At 70.0% G+C, this 14,087-nt stretch carries 14 protein-coding genes and 1 riboswitch; of the genes, 11 read left to right on the top strand and 3 right to left on the bottom strand.

Translation table 11 applies throughout. From position 1 onward, the window contains the following. Positions 1-57: 57 nt before the first annotated feature. Together ACFVAV_RS23125 and ACFVAV_RS23120 are read right to left on the bottom strand one after the other, a co-directional pair. On the bottom strand, positions 58-489 hold the full coding sequence (locus ACFVAV_RS23125) for a DUF3040 domain-containing protein (protein WP_379037192.1): 432 nt from the start codon (positions 487-489) through the stop codon (positions 58-60). Positions 490-614: 125 nt separating this feature from the next. Beyond that, on the bottom strand, positions 615-1,064 hold the full coding sequence (locus tag ACFVAV_RS23120) for an SAV_6107 family HEPN domain-containing protein (RefSeq protein WP_379037190.1): 450 nt from the start codon (positions 1,062-1,064) through the stop codon (positions 615-617). Between the two features lie 116 nt (positions 1,065-1,180). Here ACFVAV_RS23120 and ACFVAV_RS23115 point away from each other — a divergent pair, with 116 nt between their 5' ends. From ACFVAV_RS23115 to ACFVAV_RS23085, 7 genes are all read left to right on the top strand, one after another. Then, positions 1,181-1,813 (top strand): GNAT family N-acetyltransferase, encoded by a 633-nt coding sequence (locus ACFVAV_RS23115; protein WP_379037189.1) that lies wholly within the window; start codon positions 1,181-1,183, stop codon positions 1,811-1,813. Next, entirely contained in the window at positions 1,810-3,387 is a 1,578-nt protein-coding gene (locus ACFVAV_RS23110; RefSeq protein WP_379037188.1) for a phytoene desaturase family protein, read from the top strand. The genes ACFVAV_RS23115 and ACFVAV_RS23110 overlap by 4 nt, the downstream gene beginning before the upstream one ends. A 154-nt stretch (positions 3,388-3,541) precedes the next feature. Further along, the gene (locus ACFVAV_RS23105) at positions 3,542-4,351 is read left to right on the top strand and encodes a carotenoid biosynthesis protein (protein WP_379037206.1); all 810 of its coding nucleotides are present in this window, start codon (positions 3,542-3,544) and stop codon (positions 4,349-4,351) included. Positions 4,352-4,484: 133 nt separating this feature from the next. Further along, positions 4,485-5,231: an LppM family (lipo)protein gene (locus ACFVAV_RS23100; RefSeq protein ID WP_379037187.1), complete on the top strand. Its 747-nt coding sequence runs from the start codon at positions 4,485-4,487 to the stop codon at positions 5,229-5,231. A gap of 1 nt (position 5,232) precedes the next feature. Continuing rightward, entirely contained in the window at positions 5,233-6,405 is a 1,173-nt protein-coding gene (locus tag ACFVAV_RS23095; RefSeq protein WP_379037185.1) for a glycosyltransferase, read from the top strand. 444 nt (positions 6,406-6,849) lie between these two features. After that, positions 6,850-8,085: a lipase family protein gene (locus ACFVAV_RS23090; protein ID WP_379037184.1), complete on the top strand. Its 1,236-nt coding sequence runs from the start codon at positions 6,850-6,852 to the stop codon at positions 8,083-8,085. Between the two features lie 11 nt (positions 8,086-8,096). Continuing rightward, on the top strand, positions 8,097-8,381 hold the full coding sequence (locus ACFVAV_RS23085; RefSeq protein ID WP_379037183.1) for a DUF6892 domain-containing protein: 285 nt from the start codon (positions 8,097-8,099) through the stop codon (positions 8,379-8,381). Here ACFVAV_RS23085 and ACFVAV_RS23080 read toward each other — a convergent pair. Beyond that, positions 8,365-9,072: a hypothetical protein gene (locus ACFVAV_RS23080; RefSeq protein ID WP_379037182.1), complete on the bottom strand. Its 708-nt coding sequence runs from the start codon at positions 9,070-9,072 to the stop codon at positions 8,365-8,367. The two genes, ACFVAV_RS23085 and ACFVAV_RS23080, sit on opposite strands and share 17 nt — an antisense overlap. Before the next feature lie 211 nt (positions 9,073-9,283). After that, positions 9,284-9,378: riboswitch (SAM riboswitch) on the top strand. Between the two features lie 26 nt (positions 9,379-9,404). Here ACFVAV_RS23080 and ACFVAV_RS23075 point away from each other — a divergent pair. Genes ACFVAV_RS23075 through ACFVAV_RS23060 form a run of 4 tightly spaced genes read left to right on the top strand, consistent with a single transcriptional unit; the run spans position 9,405 to position 14,063 of the window. Then, a complete protein-coding gene (locus ACFVAV_RS23075; protein ID WP_379037181.1) occupies positions 9,405-10,475 on the top strand; it encodes an LLM class flavin-dependent oxidoreductase in 1,071 nt (356 codons plus the stop codon). After that, a complete protein-coding gene (locus tag ACFVAV_RS23070) occupies positions 10,472-12,091 on the top strand; it encodes an ABC transporter substrate-binding protein (RefSeq protein WP_379037180.1) in 1,620 nt (539 codons plus the stop codon). The genes ACFVAV_RS23075 and ACFVAV_RS23070 overlap by 4 nt, the downstream gene beginning before the upstream one ends. A gap of 2 nt (positions 12,092-12,093) precedes the next feature. Further along, entirely contained in the window at positions 12,094-13,116 is a 1,023-nt protein-coding gene (locus ACFVAV_RS23065) for an ABC transporter permease (RefSeq protein WP_379037178.1), read from the top strand. Positions 13,117-13,172: 56 nt separating this feature from the next. After that, complete coding sequence (locus tag ACFVAV_RS23060; RefSeq protein WP_379037176.1) at positions 13,173-14,063, top strand: ABC transporter permease; 891 nt, start codon at positions 13,173-13,175, stop codon at positions 14,061-14,063. Positions 14,064-14,087: the final 24 nt, after the last annotated feature.

The raw sequence follows: 14,087 nt of genomic DNA, 5'->3' as shown, positions 1-14,087 counted from the left end.
GCACCCGATCGGGTGCGGCGCCGCCTTCGATGCCGTTACGCTCCGGCTACAGCCGAGCTACTCCTGCTCGAACCTTCGGCGGAACCGGTCCTCCATCCGCTCGGAAAAGCCGCCCGACTTGCGGGGACGGCCACCGCGCCCGGTCGAGCCACCCGACGGGCCACTGCTGCCCGCGGCGGGAGTCTCGGTCGAGTCCGGACGAGCGGACCTGCGCGAGTTGCCGATCATGAGCAGGACACCCGCACCGAACATGGCGATGAATCCGACGAGACTGATGATCGGGAAACCGCCCGGCTTGAACGGGGCGGCGATGCCGGCGACGAGCAGGAACAGGCCAATGGCGAACAACGCCGCGGCCTGCAGTCTGCGTCGACTCGACGTGGAGCGAAGTCGTCCGCCGCGGACGGACGAGGCGAACTTCGGATCCTCAGCATAGAGAGCGCTCTCGATTTGTTCGAGCATGCGCTGCTCGTGCTCGGAGAGTGGCACGGTACCTCCCCCGGCACTAGGCGTGGCTGGTCGCCTCCGGGTAGGCGACGGGTAGCCGACCTTGGCGGCTATCTGCTCCCCATGATACGAGTTCGATCGAAGCCGTACCACCTACTCGGTGATAACTAAGCGGTCATGTCCCGGTCGCGACTCGGCTGCGGGCGTGTCTTGGCGGCGGCGACCAGCGCATCGTCGATGTCGTAGAGGAATGCGCCGACCCGTGAACAGAACTCGTCGGCCCGGGTGTCGGTGATCGCGCGGTCCAATCCGGCCTCCAGATCGGCCCGCAACTGCGAATGCGCCTCGAAGTAATCCGCCCACATGGCGAACTCGGGTGTCGCGCGTCTCAGCAATACCCACGCGCTGCGCGACCTGGCCCGGGGCGCCCGGTCGGCGCCGGTGAGCGCGATCATCGCGCCCGCTCCGCGCAGGGCGGCCAGGTAGGCGGTACGGAATCGCTCGCCTGGCTCATGTTCCCAGGCCGAATCGGTGAGCAAGGCGTCGGCCTGACGTAGCAGCCCGCCCGCGCGACCGTCGTGCCCCGCGTGCTCCCGACCATCGTTGCGACCAGCCATCTGCTGCCCCTTTCGCCCCTCGCACAGATCGAACAACCATTCGAACGTTTGAATTGAGATTGAATATAGGGACACCCACCGACAACTTCCGCGCCTGCGCGCCATCGACGAGAGCCATGACAGCCGTCAAGCCGAATCACCTTCCCGCACCCGTCGTCGTCGACCTCAGCGTCGCCGCCCTGCGGTCGCGCCTGCACGACGCCCTCTCGGTGTACGTCGCCGCGATGGACTATCCCCGCGGCACCGAACACCACCGCGCGCCGATGTGGACCGAGCACACCACCCGCGCGGGCTGGCGCGCCGTCGCCGCCCTGCTCCCCGACGACTCGGGCTCGGTCGACCTGCGCACCGCCCCGATCGTCGCGATCGCCTATGGCTACAGCGGCGCACCGCGCCAGTGGTGGCATCAGCAGGTGCACACCGGAATGCGGCGGTGCGGCTGGCCGGAAGCGGCCGCCCGCGACCTGCTCGCCGACTATTTCGAGCTCACCGAACTGCACGTGCACCCCACCGCGCAGGGTCGCGGGATCGGGTCGACGCTGCTCGAGCGCCTGCTGGCGGACCGGCCGGAGGCGGCCGTGCTGCTGTCGACGCCGGAGGTGCCCGAGGAGGCCAACCGGGCGTGGCGGTTGTACCGGCGGGCCGGATTCACCGATGTGATCCGCAATTTCGTGTTCGCGGGCGACACCAGGCCGTTCGCGATCCTGGGGCGGCGGCTGCCGCTGCCCGCGTCCGGCAGCCGGGCGTGAGGTCGACGGGTACGACGGTCGTCGTCGGCTCGGGGCACAACGCGCTGGTCGCCGCCTGCTATCTGGCGCGGGCCGGGCAGCGGGTGCAGGTGCTCGAGCGCGACGAGGTGCCCGGCGGCGCGGTGTCGACGGTGGCGCGGTTCCCCGGTCATCTGGTGGATCGCGGGTCCTCGGCGCACATCATGATCCGGCACACCGGGATCATCGAGGAGCTCGAGCTCGAGCGATTCGGGCTGCGCTACCTCGACTGCGATCCATGGGGGTTTACGCCGTCCGACGGCGTGCGCCCGCCGATCGTCTTCCATCGCGATCTCGACCTGACCTGTGCCTCGATCGCAGCGGCCTGCGGTGAACGCGACGCCGACGCCTATCGGCGTTTCGTCGCGGTGTGGGGTGAGCGCAGCGCGCGGGTGATGCGGTCCTTCGGTGGTCCGCCGACGCCGGGCAGGCTGCTGCGCTCGTTCTGGGGGCTGGACGCCCGCGACGGTGGCAGCGCGCTGTCACGGGAGTTTCTGCAGTCCGGTGACGCGCTGCTGGACTACTGGTTCGACGACGAACGGCTCAAGGCGTCGCTGGCCTGGTTCGGCGCGCAGTCGGGCCCGCCGATGTCGGAACCCGGCTCGGCGCCGATGGCCGGTTTCGCCGCGCTCATGCACACCCTGCCGCCGGGCCGGGCCGTGGGGGGAAGTGGGGCGCTCAGCGCGGCCCTGATCGCCCGGCTGCGCTCCGACGGCGGCGAACTGCACACCGGTGACGCCGTCACCGCGCTGCGCCGCACCGGCAGCGGCTGGCAGGTGTCGACCGCATCGGGACGAAACCTGCACGCCGACACCGTGATCGCGGGCTCCCACATCCTGGCCACCCTGGATCTGCTGCGGACAGGTGGTTTCGACGCCGACACCCTCGACGACTGGCAGCGCCGGATCCGGGTCGGCCCCGGCATCGGCATGGTGGTGCGCCTGGCCACCGACCGGCTACCGGAGTACCCCGGCGCCTCCCCCGCCGAATCCGCCCGCGGCCTGCAGTTCCTCGTCTCGGACCGGAATCAGCTGCGGCTCGCGCACGGCGCGGCCCTCGCCGGTTCGCTGCCGCCACGGCCGGTGGTGCTGGCGATGAGTTTCAGCGCCCTCGACCCCACCATCGCGCCCCCTGGCGAACATCAGCTGTCGCTGTGGGCGCAGTGGCATCCCTACGAGCTCGCCGACGGCAGCGACTGGGCAGCACACGCCGACCGCGAGGCGGATCGGATCATCGCCGAGGTCGACCGGTACGCACCGGGATTCGCATCCTCGGTACGGCAGCGGTTCGTGCAGACCCCGGTCGATCTCGAACGGGAGATGGGACTTCGCGGCGGCAATGTCATGCACGTCGAGATGTCGCTCGACCAGATGATGCTGTGGCGACCGCTGCCTGAACTGTCCGGACAGCGGGTACCGGGCGCTCCCGGCCTGTATCTGACGGGCGCGTCCACCCATCCCGGTGGCGGAGTATCCGGTGCCAGCGGTCGCAGCGCCGCGCGGCTGGTCCTCGGCGATCGCCGGATCCGCCGGTTCTCGTTGCCGCGCAGACGATGAGGCCAGGACTGAACAGGCCACGCGCGCGGACCCACGGTGCGCCTCGTCTGGTCGCCTGCGAGCCCGTGGACAGGCAGCGTCGGTGATCGGCACACATCGCCTCCGGCGGCTCGCGAACCGGCCAGGTCGCGGCGCCGCGGCGTTCGGTCGCTGGCTGCGCGCCGATCCGCAGCGCGCGCTGCCCACCGCCACCGCGATTCTGCTGGTACTGGTGCAGATCGCCTATCCGTTGAGTGCGGGCACGATCCGCGATCGGATCACGATTGTCGTCGTCGTGCTCTCGGCGGCGACCGCCCTCCTGCACGCGGCGACGACCCGCGGATGGCGCTGGGCCACCGGCTTCCTCGTCATCGTCTCCGGACTCGGGCTCACCGCCGAGATCATCGGTACGACCACCGGGTTTCCGTTCGGCAGCTATGCCTATGCCGTCGACCGGCTCGGGGCCGCGCTCGCCGAGGTTCCGCTGGTGGTCCCGCTGGCTTGGACCGGCGGGCTCTACCCGATCTGGATCGTCGCGGGTCTGATCGTGCACCGAGACTCGCGCATCGGGTCGGCTATGCGACGCGCCGGGCTGTTCGTCGTGGGTGCGGTCGGCTGGGATCTGTTCCTCGATCCGCAGATGGTGGCCGACGGCCAGTGGACCTGGCAGGTCACCGACGCGGGACTGCCCGGTCTCCCCCAGATTCCGTACACCAACTACCTCGGCTGGGCGCTCGTCGCCACGCTGATGGCGCTGCTGCTCACCGTCCTGGACCGGCGGGTTCCGCCTGCCCATGACCCGTCGGTGGCGGTCCCGGTCGCCGTGTTCGGGTGGACCTGGCTCGGCTCGACGCTCGCGCACGCGGTCTTCCTCGGTCTGCCCGCCTCCGCACTCTGGGGTTTCCTCGGCCTGGCGCCGCTCGGCATACCGCTCCTGCTGCGCGCCCGATCGCGCCACACAGCAGCGGACGACCGCGCGACCTGAGGTGTCGCGGCCCGGAATCAGGGGCGAAATGCCTGTTCGGCACGGGTCGGCGCGACCGTGTGGGCCCGTCGTGTGTGTTCTCGGGCCCCGGCCTGGCACGATGTCAAACGTGCAGCCGAGTCCCGTCGCCGACATGCCCACTCCTTCGCCGCGTCGTCATGGGCCCGCGCGGCGCGTCGCGGCCGTCGCCGTCCTGCTGGCGCTGCTGGTGCCCGCGCTGGCCGGGTGCCTGCGGGTGCAGGTGTCGATGGGCGTGTCGTCCAACGACCGGGTGTCGGGGCGGATCGTCGCCGCCGTCGTGCCGACCGGCCCCACCGACAAGGGTCCGCAGCTGAAGGCGCCCGATCCGCTGGCGGCCAAGGTCCGCGTCGAGAACTACAACCAGGACGGGTACGTCGGCTCGCAGGTGTTCTTCGACGACCTGTCCTTCGGCGAGGTCGGCCAGCTCGGCGGCCTGTCGGATCAGACGCAGGGCATGTTCACCCTGGAGTTCCAGCGCAACGGCGACCTGGTGAGCCTCACCGGTCGCGTCGACCTGGAGTCGGTGCCGCCGCACGGCTCGGACGTGCAGTTCTCCATCGCGTTCCCGGCCCGCGTCGCCAAGACCAACGGCACCCGCGAGGGCGACAGCACCGTGTCGTGGAAGCTGCCCGCCGGTGAGGTCTCGACCCTGCGCGCCGAGGTGAAGTACGCCGACCCGAACACGCGCTCGTTCGCCGGCTGGGCGGGCATCGTCGGCGGCATCACCCTCGCCGTCGCCGCGCTCGTCGCCGGCCTGGCCTTCCGCGACCGCAATCCCGGCCCGCCGAACGCGCCGCGTGGCGGTTTCTCGCCGCAGGAGATGTGGCGCGAGGTCACCAGCCGCAGGCTGGGCCGCTGACATGGGCGCGGCGGTCCGCTACCTGACCTGGGCAGGCACCGGCCTGGCCGCGCTGGGCACGACCACCGCCGCCTACAACCTGGTCACGTTGCGCACCCTGCCGCGCCGGGTCGCCGGCGTGATCGAACCCGTGACGGTGTGCGTGCCCGCCCGCGACGAAGCCGACCGCCTGCCCGACCTGATCGCCGACCTGCGCGCCCAGACCGGGATACCGCGACTGCGCGTACTCATCCTCGACGACGCCTCCACCGACAACACCTACGAGGCCGCGCTCACCGCCATCGGCGACGACGACCGCTTCAGCGTGCTGCGCTCGGCCGCCCATCCCGCCCCCGGCTGGACCGGCAAGGCCGCCGCCTGCGCCCGGCTCGCGGCCCGCACCGATGCGGCGGCCCTGGTCTTCGTCGACGCCGATGTCCGCCTGGCCCCGCACGCCGTCGCCGCCGCTGTCACCGAATTGCGCAGGCGCGGAGCCGGTCTGGTGTCGGCCTGGCCGGTCCAGGAGGCCGGATCGATCACCGAGCGCTTGGTCCAGCCGCTGCTCGCGTGGTCGTGGGCCTCGACGCTGCCGCTCGGCCCGGCCAATCACAGCCTGCGCCCGTCGACCGCGGTCGCGTGCGGGCAGTTCCTGGCCGTCGATGCCGAGGCCTATCGTGCGGGCGGCGGACATGCCGCGGTCGCCGCCAGCGCCACTGAGGACCTCGACCTGGCCAGAGCGCTGCGCCGGGCAGGCCATGGCACCGCGCTGGTGACCGCCGGTCCGGCGGCGAGCACCCGGATGTACACCGGCGCCGACGAGCTCACCAACGGCTACACCCGCTGGCTGTGGTCGGCCTACGGCGGCCGGATCGACGCGGGCGCCGCGATCGGACTGCTTGCCACCCTTGCCTATTGGATTCCCCCGCTCGCCGCCCTCTGCGGACGTGGCCGGATCCGCCGGGCCGGACTGCTCGGCTACCTCGCCGCAGTAGCCGGTCGCCTCGCCGCCCGCAGCACCGAAACCCGCCGAGCGCCGAGCCGCACCGACATCACCTCAGCGGTGGCCCACCCGCTCGGCGTGACCCACTACCTCGCCCTGTGGACCCGCTCGCACTACCGCCACCGCACCGGCAGACTGCGCTGGAAGCAACGCCCCCTCGTCGCCCCGGAAACCGCTACCGCGCAGCGCGCCTGACAGTTCCGTGTCAGCACGGATGTGGTGGACCATTCGTGAGTTTCTTGTGGGGCGGCCTCACCCTCGACGACCTGGCCTCGGCTCAACCCAACGCGCGGCACGCCCTGATACTGCAACTGCACTCGAGCATCGGCCCCCGGTCGATCGAGCCTCTCTCGATGAACCGGCGTCCAGCATCGACGTGGAATTGGCGGAGGGCCGCCACAATGCACTTGGATCCGGAAGGTCCGCGACCGGTCCGGTTCCAGGCGGCCGCGCGGTGATGCGGGCCTTTGGCTCGAGCGGTGTCAGTGTCACCGGCTTGGGGCCACATCGGATGCGCAGTGTCATTTTCGCGCATTCGGCCCCGTTTCGGCGTGTCGCTGGTAGTTTGCCAGCGGTAGCGCTTGAATACCGCCTGGCTGGTCGACGAATTACCCCGCACAACCAGTGGAGGTCAAGGTCGTGAAGCGTCCGTTTCTTGCGTTCCCCGGTAGCCGAGGCAGCGGTTGGACCCGTGTCCTCGGTGCATTCGGCGGTGCCGCACTCGCGCTGCTGCTCGCGACGACGGCAACCGCGGAACCGCTGTACCCGCATTCCGATCCGGACCCGTTCTACGCCGCCCCGGCGGATTTGGCGGAGCACCCCGCCGGTGATGTGCTCGACATGCGGGCACAGCCGCCGCTGCCCCTCTTCCCCAGCGCCACCGTCACATTGGTCAAGTACCGGTCCACCGATTCGCACGGTGCGCCGATCGCGGCGACTACCACGATCCTGACCCCCGCCGGCCATCGGCCCGACGGGCCGTTGCTGTCGTATCAGCACTTCATCAATGCGCTCGGCACGGGCTGCGGGGTATCGCACATGCTGTACAACAGCGACCTGAATCTGGTGTCGACGACGCCGATCTTGAACGTCGTGCTGCAGCAGGGTTGGAGTGTCGCACTGCCGGATCATCTCGGACCTGAGTTCGCCATGGGAGCCGCGCGTTTGGGTGGCCAGATCGTCTTGGACGGCATCCGGGCGGTGAAACGGCTGCCCGTACTCGCCGTGCAGCACAGCCCAGTGGTGATGACCGGCTACTCCGGTGGCGGCATGGCCACCGCATGGGCGGCAGCGCTGCAGCCGTCGTACGCACCAGAGCTCGAGCTCGCGGGCGCGGCCATCGGTGGCGTCCCGGTGAACCTGGTGACGATGGCGCATGCTCTGGGCATGGACCCGCACCCAGCCTTCGGGCTGGCCATGGCGACGGCGATCGGTCTGGAGCGGGAGTATCCGGACCAGGTGCCCATCAGCGCGTATCTCAATCCGCGTGGCCTCGCACTTCGTGACGCAATGGCCAACAGCTGCACCAACACCATCCTCGCCATGGGCGCCAACGGCAGCGCTCGCGAGTACGTCACCAACTCCTCGATCTTCGACAGCCCCGACGCCCGGTCGGTGGTGGAGGAGAACAGTCTGGAGCTCTACGCCGGGGTGCCGGAAATACCTATGTTCGAATGGCATTCGCCGACCGACCCGTTGATTCCGGTCGACGCCATCAACAACACCAACCGCCGCTGGTGCGCGGCGGGGGTACGGTTGCAGACGCTGTGGGTGCCCTCAGTCGAGCATTTGTCCGCGGCGGTCGCGGGCGCCCCCGCGGTACTGCAGTGGCTCGACGGACGGGTTCGCGGAGAGCCTGCGCCCGTCGCCTGCTGAGATCTGGGACCATGCCTGGTCGAGGCTCCGGGGCACAGGTGACCAACCTGTGTCTGGACGGCGATCGTGAGGTCTATCAGCTCCACCCCGGGTGGTGGCACTTCGGCAGGCATTTCTCGATCACGAACCTGGACGGGATCGCCTACTGTGAGGCACTCGAAGATCTCGATCTCAACTCGATGGTCGAAGCCACCAGTCTCGCCCCGCTTGCGGGGTTGACCAGGCTACAGCACCTCAGACTGGATGCGGGCATCCAGCGGCGCGGGCGGACTGTGACGATCAAGGGACTTCGGTGACTCCGACCGTCGGGAAGAAGAAGCAGGAGCGGCCCGCGTTGTCGGTGGTGCCGAAGACGGCGGCCAGGACGGTGCCGCGGCCGGTGTCGACGGGAACTGCCCGTACGCCGCCGACGGGGATGGCGGTGAACAGGAAGTCGCGGATGGCGGTTTCGGCGAGGGGGCGCAGTTCGACGGGGACCTCGGGTGGGACCATCGCGCGGACGATGTCGGTGATCGAGCCCATCGATGCCAGGCCGCCGCGGCCGGTGCTGATGTTGAGCCAGGCGACCTGCATGCCGGAAGTCTTGGTGGTGGCGGTGTCGGGCGACAGGCCGTAGGGCAGGAAGGTGAACATCGTCTGCCCGGATTTCACCGCGGTGAGGTCGAGGCCTGGGATCTGCACAGAGTTCGCCGGCCACGGGCCCGGGACCGCACCTGCGACGGCGGGGATCAGGCCGAGGCCGTCACCGGCGCAGTTCGCGGCGACCGTCGGATACAGGAACGGCTGGACGCCGAGCGCTTCGAGGGTGTCGACGACGGTGTGATACGCCCCGAGCAGGTCGCCAGGATCCGCCGCCTGGGTCGCGGGCGCATCTCTGGTTACCGCAGGCGCGGCGGGCTCCGCCGCCGCGGTGGGCGCGGTCAGCAGCAGCGCGGCGGCACAGGCCGCCAGCGTGGTCAGTGTGGTGGAACGACGCGGCTCGGTCACGGCGCACTCCTCATCGACGCGGAGACATCCGACGCTACTCCCGCTTCGGGCGAAATCCCCCCAGGTGAGGCACACCGAGCCGTCGGCGCGTCGCACAGTGTGCCCGAGCGCGCCCTTCGTTCCAAGCTCTGCGCTCACGCTGATCCTTACCGTTGTGAAGTATCCCGGCAGTGCCACATGCTGATTCAGTACCGGCCCCTGCGGCCGGTCGCAACCATCCAGAGCGACCGAGAGACCTGGCTCCACGACGTCGCAGCAACCCGCCCGTTCCCCGGGTGTGGGTGCTTCCGCCGGGTTCGATGGAGGAAGAAAGTGGCGAGGTCTGCTGTCGCATGAAATTTCTGTTGTTCACGCTGGTGACCAGGGTGCCCGACCCGATCACCGGCATCATCCCCGAGACGCGGGACCGGTTGCGCGAGGTCGTCGAACAAGCCCGGCTGGCCGAGGAACTCGGCTACGACGGCTTCGCCGTCGGTGAGCGGCACGAGGACCCGTTCCTCTCGGCCGCTCCCCCGGTGCTGTTGAGCCACATCGCCGCCGTCACCTCGCGGCTCACCCTGTTCACCGCGGTGACCACGCTGAGCCTGCTCGACCCGGTGCGCGCGTTCGAGGACTACTCGACACTGGACAACCTGGCGGGCGGGCGGCTCGAGCTGATCATCGGCAAGGGCAACGGCGCCGCGCAGGCCCAGCTGTATCACGTCACCACCGAGGACCAGTGGGACCGCAATCGTGAAGGCTACGAACTGTTCCGGGCGCTGTGGGACAGCGACGAGGTGACCTGGTCGGGCCGGTTCCGCCCGTCGCTCACCGCGGCGAAGGCGCTGCCGCGGCCGTGGCAGCCACGGATCCGGATCTGGCACGGCAGCGCGACCAGCCGCGAATCGGTGGAACTGGCCGCGCGCCACGGTGATCCGCTGTTCTCGGCGAACGTCACCAATCCGATCGAACCGTATGCCGAACTGGTGCGCCACTATCGGGAACGCTGGGCCGACCACGGCCATGATCCGGCCGACGCGCTCGTCGGGGCGGGCACCGCGGGCTTCCATGTCGCGCCCACCTCCCAGCAGGCCAGGGCGGTCTACGCCCCGCTGTTCGAAGCTCGCCTCGCGCTGGCACGAAAACTGGGGCATCCCATCGTGTTCGACACCGTCGACGACTTCGTCTCGCGCAGTTCCGCGCTCATCGGCAGCCCCGAGGAAGTGATCGACAAGGTCGGCCGCTACCACGAGCAGTTCGGCCACGAGGTGATCCACCTGTCCGCCGAACGCGAAGGCCGCGCCGACGCCGACTACCTGGGCAGTCTCGAACTGTTCCAGGCCGAGGTGGCGCCCGAGCTGCGCCGCCGCATTCCCAGCCGTCCCCTGGCCACTGGCCGCGAATTCTCTGGAGTCACCCCGTGATCGGTCCTCATCATCGTCTCGCCGCCGTCGCCGGCGTCCTCGCCGTCGCCACCTCCGTGGTCGCGTGCGGCAGCGACAGCGCGGGCTCGGGCGGGCAGGCCGGTCCGCCCCAGCCCGGCGGCACCCTGCGGTACGGGCTGTCGCAAGCGCCGTCGTGCTCGGATCCGGCGCAGGCCGGCTCGAACCAGACCATCTATGTCGCCCGCCAGATCGTCGACTCGCTCACCGATCAGGACCCGAAGACCGGCGCGATCACGCCGTGGCTGGCCAAGAGCTGGGAGGTCAGCTCCGACGCGAAGGTGTTCACGTTCACGCTCGCCGACGGTGTCACCTTCAGCGACGGCACCCCGCTGACCGCGGACTCGGTGCGCGACACCTTCGACGCGATCATCAAGCTGGGCGGTGCGAAGGCGCCGCTGGGCGCGAGCTACCTCACCAACTACATCGGCACGACGGCGGTCGACAAGCTCACCGCCCGGGTCGAATTCAGCCAGCCCAACGCCCAGTTCCTGCAGGCCTCCTCGACGCCGCAGCTGGGCATCCTGGCCCAGTCGACCAATGCCAAGCCCGCCGAGGCCCGGTGCGCGGGCGACAACATCGGCAGCGGACCGTTCACCTACGCGGGCTACAAGCAGGACGTCTCGGCGACCCTGGCCAAGCGGGCCGGATATCACTGGGGCTCGACGGTATTCGGGCATCAGGGTGAGGCGTACCTGGACCGGATCGACTTCACCGTCGTCCCCGAATCCGGGGTGCGCACCGGCAGTCTCGTCTCCGGCCAGCTCGACGCGATCAGCGACGCGCTGCCGCAGGACGCGCCGCAGATCGATGCCGTGGGCGGTCGGGTGCTGTCCACGTCGAACCCGGGCACGCCGTTCGGGCTGCACCCCAATGTGACTCGTGGCCCACTGCGCGACCCGGCGGTGCGCCAGGCACTGCTGCCCGCGCTGGACCGCAAGCAGCTCGTCGACACCGTGCTCGGCCCGCAGTTCAAAGTCGCGAGCTCGACCCTGGCCTCGGCGACGCCCGCCTACGCGGATCTCTCGGCGAAACTGCCCTATGACCCGGCCGCGGCGAAGTCGATCCTCGACCAGGCGGGCTGGGCGCCCGGCGCCGACGGCATCCGGGCGAAGAACGGTGAGCGACTGAGCTTCTCGGTGACATTCAGCCAGGTCTTCGCGGGCAACCAGGCGATTCTGGAACTGGTGCAGCAGCAGTTGCGCCAGGTGGGCGTCGACCTGAAGCTCGATCTGGTGTCGCTGCCGGAGTGGACCGCCAAGATGAACTCCAAGGACTACGACGCCACCTACGGCAATTCCACCCGCGCCGACGGCGACATCCTGCGCACGTCCTTCTCCCTCACCGGTCGCAACCTCAACGCCCGCGGACCGATCCCGGCCCTGGACGAGACCCTGGACAAGCAGCTGGCCGCCAACGATCCGGCCGCCAGGTCATTGCTGATCAAGACGGCGCAGCAGCAGATCCTCGACAACGGCCTCTACATCCCGACCGTCGAGCTGTCGCAGGCGATCGGCGCGGCGGCGAGCACCCAGGATCTGAAGTTCGAGGCCTCGGCCCGGCTGCAGTTCTTCGACACCTGGCTGAGCGGGCGCTGATCATGGGCCGATACGTGGGTTCCCGGGTGCTGCAGGCGATCTGGGTGTTGTGGGCGGCGTTCACCATCTCCTTCGTCGTGCTGTACCTGCTGCCGGCGGACCCGGTGTCGATGGCCGCCGACGGCGGCGGGCCGGGCACCGCCGTCGACAAGGCGGCGATCGCGGAACTGCAGGCCCGCTACGGCTTGGACAAGCCGCTGTGGGAGCAGTATGTGACCGCGCTCGGCAATGCGGTCACCGGTGACCTCGGGCGATCCATCAGCACCGGTCAGCCGGTCACCGAGGCGCTCGGCGACGCCCTGCCACCGACCCTCGGATTGGCCCTGCTCGCCCTGCTTTTCGCCGCGGCCGGCGGCACCGCACTGGCCTTCGCCGCCACCTACACGCGGCGGCCGTGGCTGCGTAACACGCTCAGCGCCCTACCGCCGCTGGGTGTTTCGGTGCCGACCTTCTGGACCGGACTGATCCTGTTGCAGCTGTTCTCGTTTCGCCTGCACTGGTTCCCGGCATTCGGCGGGACGGGACTGCGCGGCACCCTGCTGCCCGCGCTCACCCTGGCGCTGCCGATCGGGGCGGTGATCGCCCAGGTACTCGCCGCCGGGCTGGAACAGACGTGGCGGCAGCCGTTCACCGAGGTCGCGCTTGCCAAGGGCGCGTCGCGGTGGTGGGTGCAGCGGCGCCACGTCGCCCGGCTGGCGAGCGTGCCCGCGTTCACCATCGCCGGTGTGCTGGTGGGCACCATGCTGGCCGGGTCGGTGGTGGTGGAGTCGGTGTTCGCCCGCGCGGGGGTCGGCAGGCTCACCCAGACCTCCGTGCTCAACCAGGACATCCCCGTCGTGCAGGGCGTGGTGCTGCTGTCGGCGCTGATCTTCGTCGTCGTGAACCTGACGGTCGATCTGCTGTATCCCCTGCTCGATCCACGGATCACCGGTAGCAGAGGGCGGCGTGCGAAGACGAGCGAGCCCCGCGATCCACTCCCGGACACGAAGGCCGATGTCGCCGCGAAGGCGGTGCACGGTGCCTGACTCCACGCCCCCTCCGGCCACCGCCGAGACCGACATCGATACCGAAGGGAACGACCATGGTTGACCTCCTCGTGCGCCGTGGATCGGTCGCGGAACGGCCCGCAGCGGCCGACGACAGCGCGGTCCGGCCCACCGAGATCGCGCGGTGGATCCGTCGCCACCTTGGCTTGCTGGTCGCGGGTGTGGTGCTCGCCGTCGCGATCGGGTGGGCGGTAGCGCCGTCGGTCTTCGCCTCCGGCGACCCGCTGACCGGCGTGCCCGCGGAGAAGTTCCAGGCACCCAGCGCGGCACACTGGTTCGGCACCGACAACCTCGGCCGCGACCTCTACACGCGGATGGTGCACGGCGCCGCGCTCTCCCTCACCGCGACGCTCACCGCCGTCGGGATCGCACTGGTGGTCGGCTCGCTGCTCGGGCTGCTGTCCGGCGCGGCGGGCGGGATCATCGACACCGCGATCATGCGGGTGGTCGACGTCCTGCTGTCGATCCCGGCGCTGCTGCTCTCGCTGGCGCTGGTGACCGCGCTCGGCTTCGGCACCCGCAATGTCGCGCTCGCCGTGGGCATCTCGCTGATCGCGAATTTCGCCCGGGTGATGCGCTCGGAGGTGCTGCGGGTGCGGCACGCACCGTATGTCGAGGCTGCGCACGCGTCGGGGGTGCGCTGGTACGCGGTGCTGGCCCGGCATGTCCTGCCGAATTCGTTCCAGCCCGTACTGGCGCTGGCCGCCGTGGAATTCGGGATGGCGGTGCTGGCGGTGTCGTCGCTGAGCTTCCTGGGCTACGGCACCAAACCGCCCACCCCCGAATGGGGTTCGCTGATCTCGGAGGGACGCAACTTCCTGGCCTCGGCGTGGTGGCTGACCACCCTGCCGGGTCTGGTCATCGTCGCCGTCGTGCTCTCGGCACAGCGGCTCGGTCGCTTTGCGGGGAAGGCGGAGAACCGATGAGCACGGGCGGGTCGTCGACCGGAT

It is taken from the genome of Nocardia sp. NPDC057663 (assembly GCF_042799895.1).
Lineage (GTDB): Bacteria > Actinomycetota > Actinomycetes > Mycobacteriales > Mycobacteriaceae > Nocardia.
Note: the sequence above shows the minus strand (reverse complement) of the source record. Positions and strands in the feature narration are given on the sequence as shown.

Coding starts and splice junctions, on each gene's coding strand:
- ACFVAV_RS23120 (WP_379037190.1), bottom strand. CDS start 1,064: ATGGCTGGTCGCAACGATGGTCGGGAGCACGCGGGGCACGACGGTCGC.
- ACFVAV_RS23115 (WP_379037189.1), top strand. CDS start 1,181: ATGACAGCCGTCAAGCCGAATCACCTTCCCGCACCCGTCGTCGTCGAC.
- ACFVAV_RS23100 (WP_379037187.1), top strand. CDS start 4,485: ATGCCCACTCCTTCGCCGCGTCGTCATGGGCCCGCGCGGCGCGTCGCG.
- ACFVAV_RS23095 (WP_379037185.1), top strand. CDS start 5,233: ATGGGCGCGGCGGTCCGCTACCTGACCTGGGCAGGCACCGGCCTGGCC.
- ACFVAV_RS23085 (WP_379037183.1), top strand. CDS start 8,097: ATGCCTGGTCGAGGCTCCGGGGCACAGGTGACCAACCTGTGTCTGGAC.
- ACFVAV_RS23075 (WP_379037181.1), top strand. CDS start 9,405: ATGAAATTTCTGTTGTTCACGCTGGTGACCAGGGTGCCCGACCCGATC.
- ACFVAV_RS23065 (WP_379037178.1), top strand. CDS start 12,094: ATGGGCCGATACGTGGGTTCCCGGGTGCTGCAGGCGATCTGGGTGTTG.
- ACFVAV_RS23060 (WP_379037176.1), top strand. CDS start 13,173: ATGGTTGACCTCCTCGTGCGCCGTGGATCGGTCGCGGAACGGCCCGCA.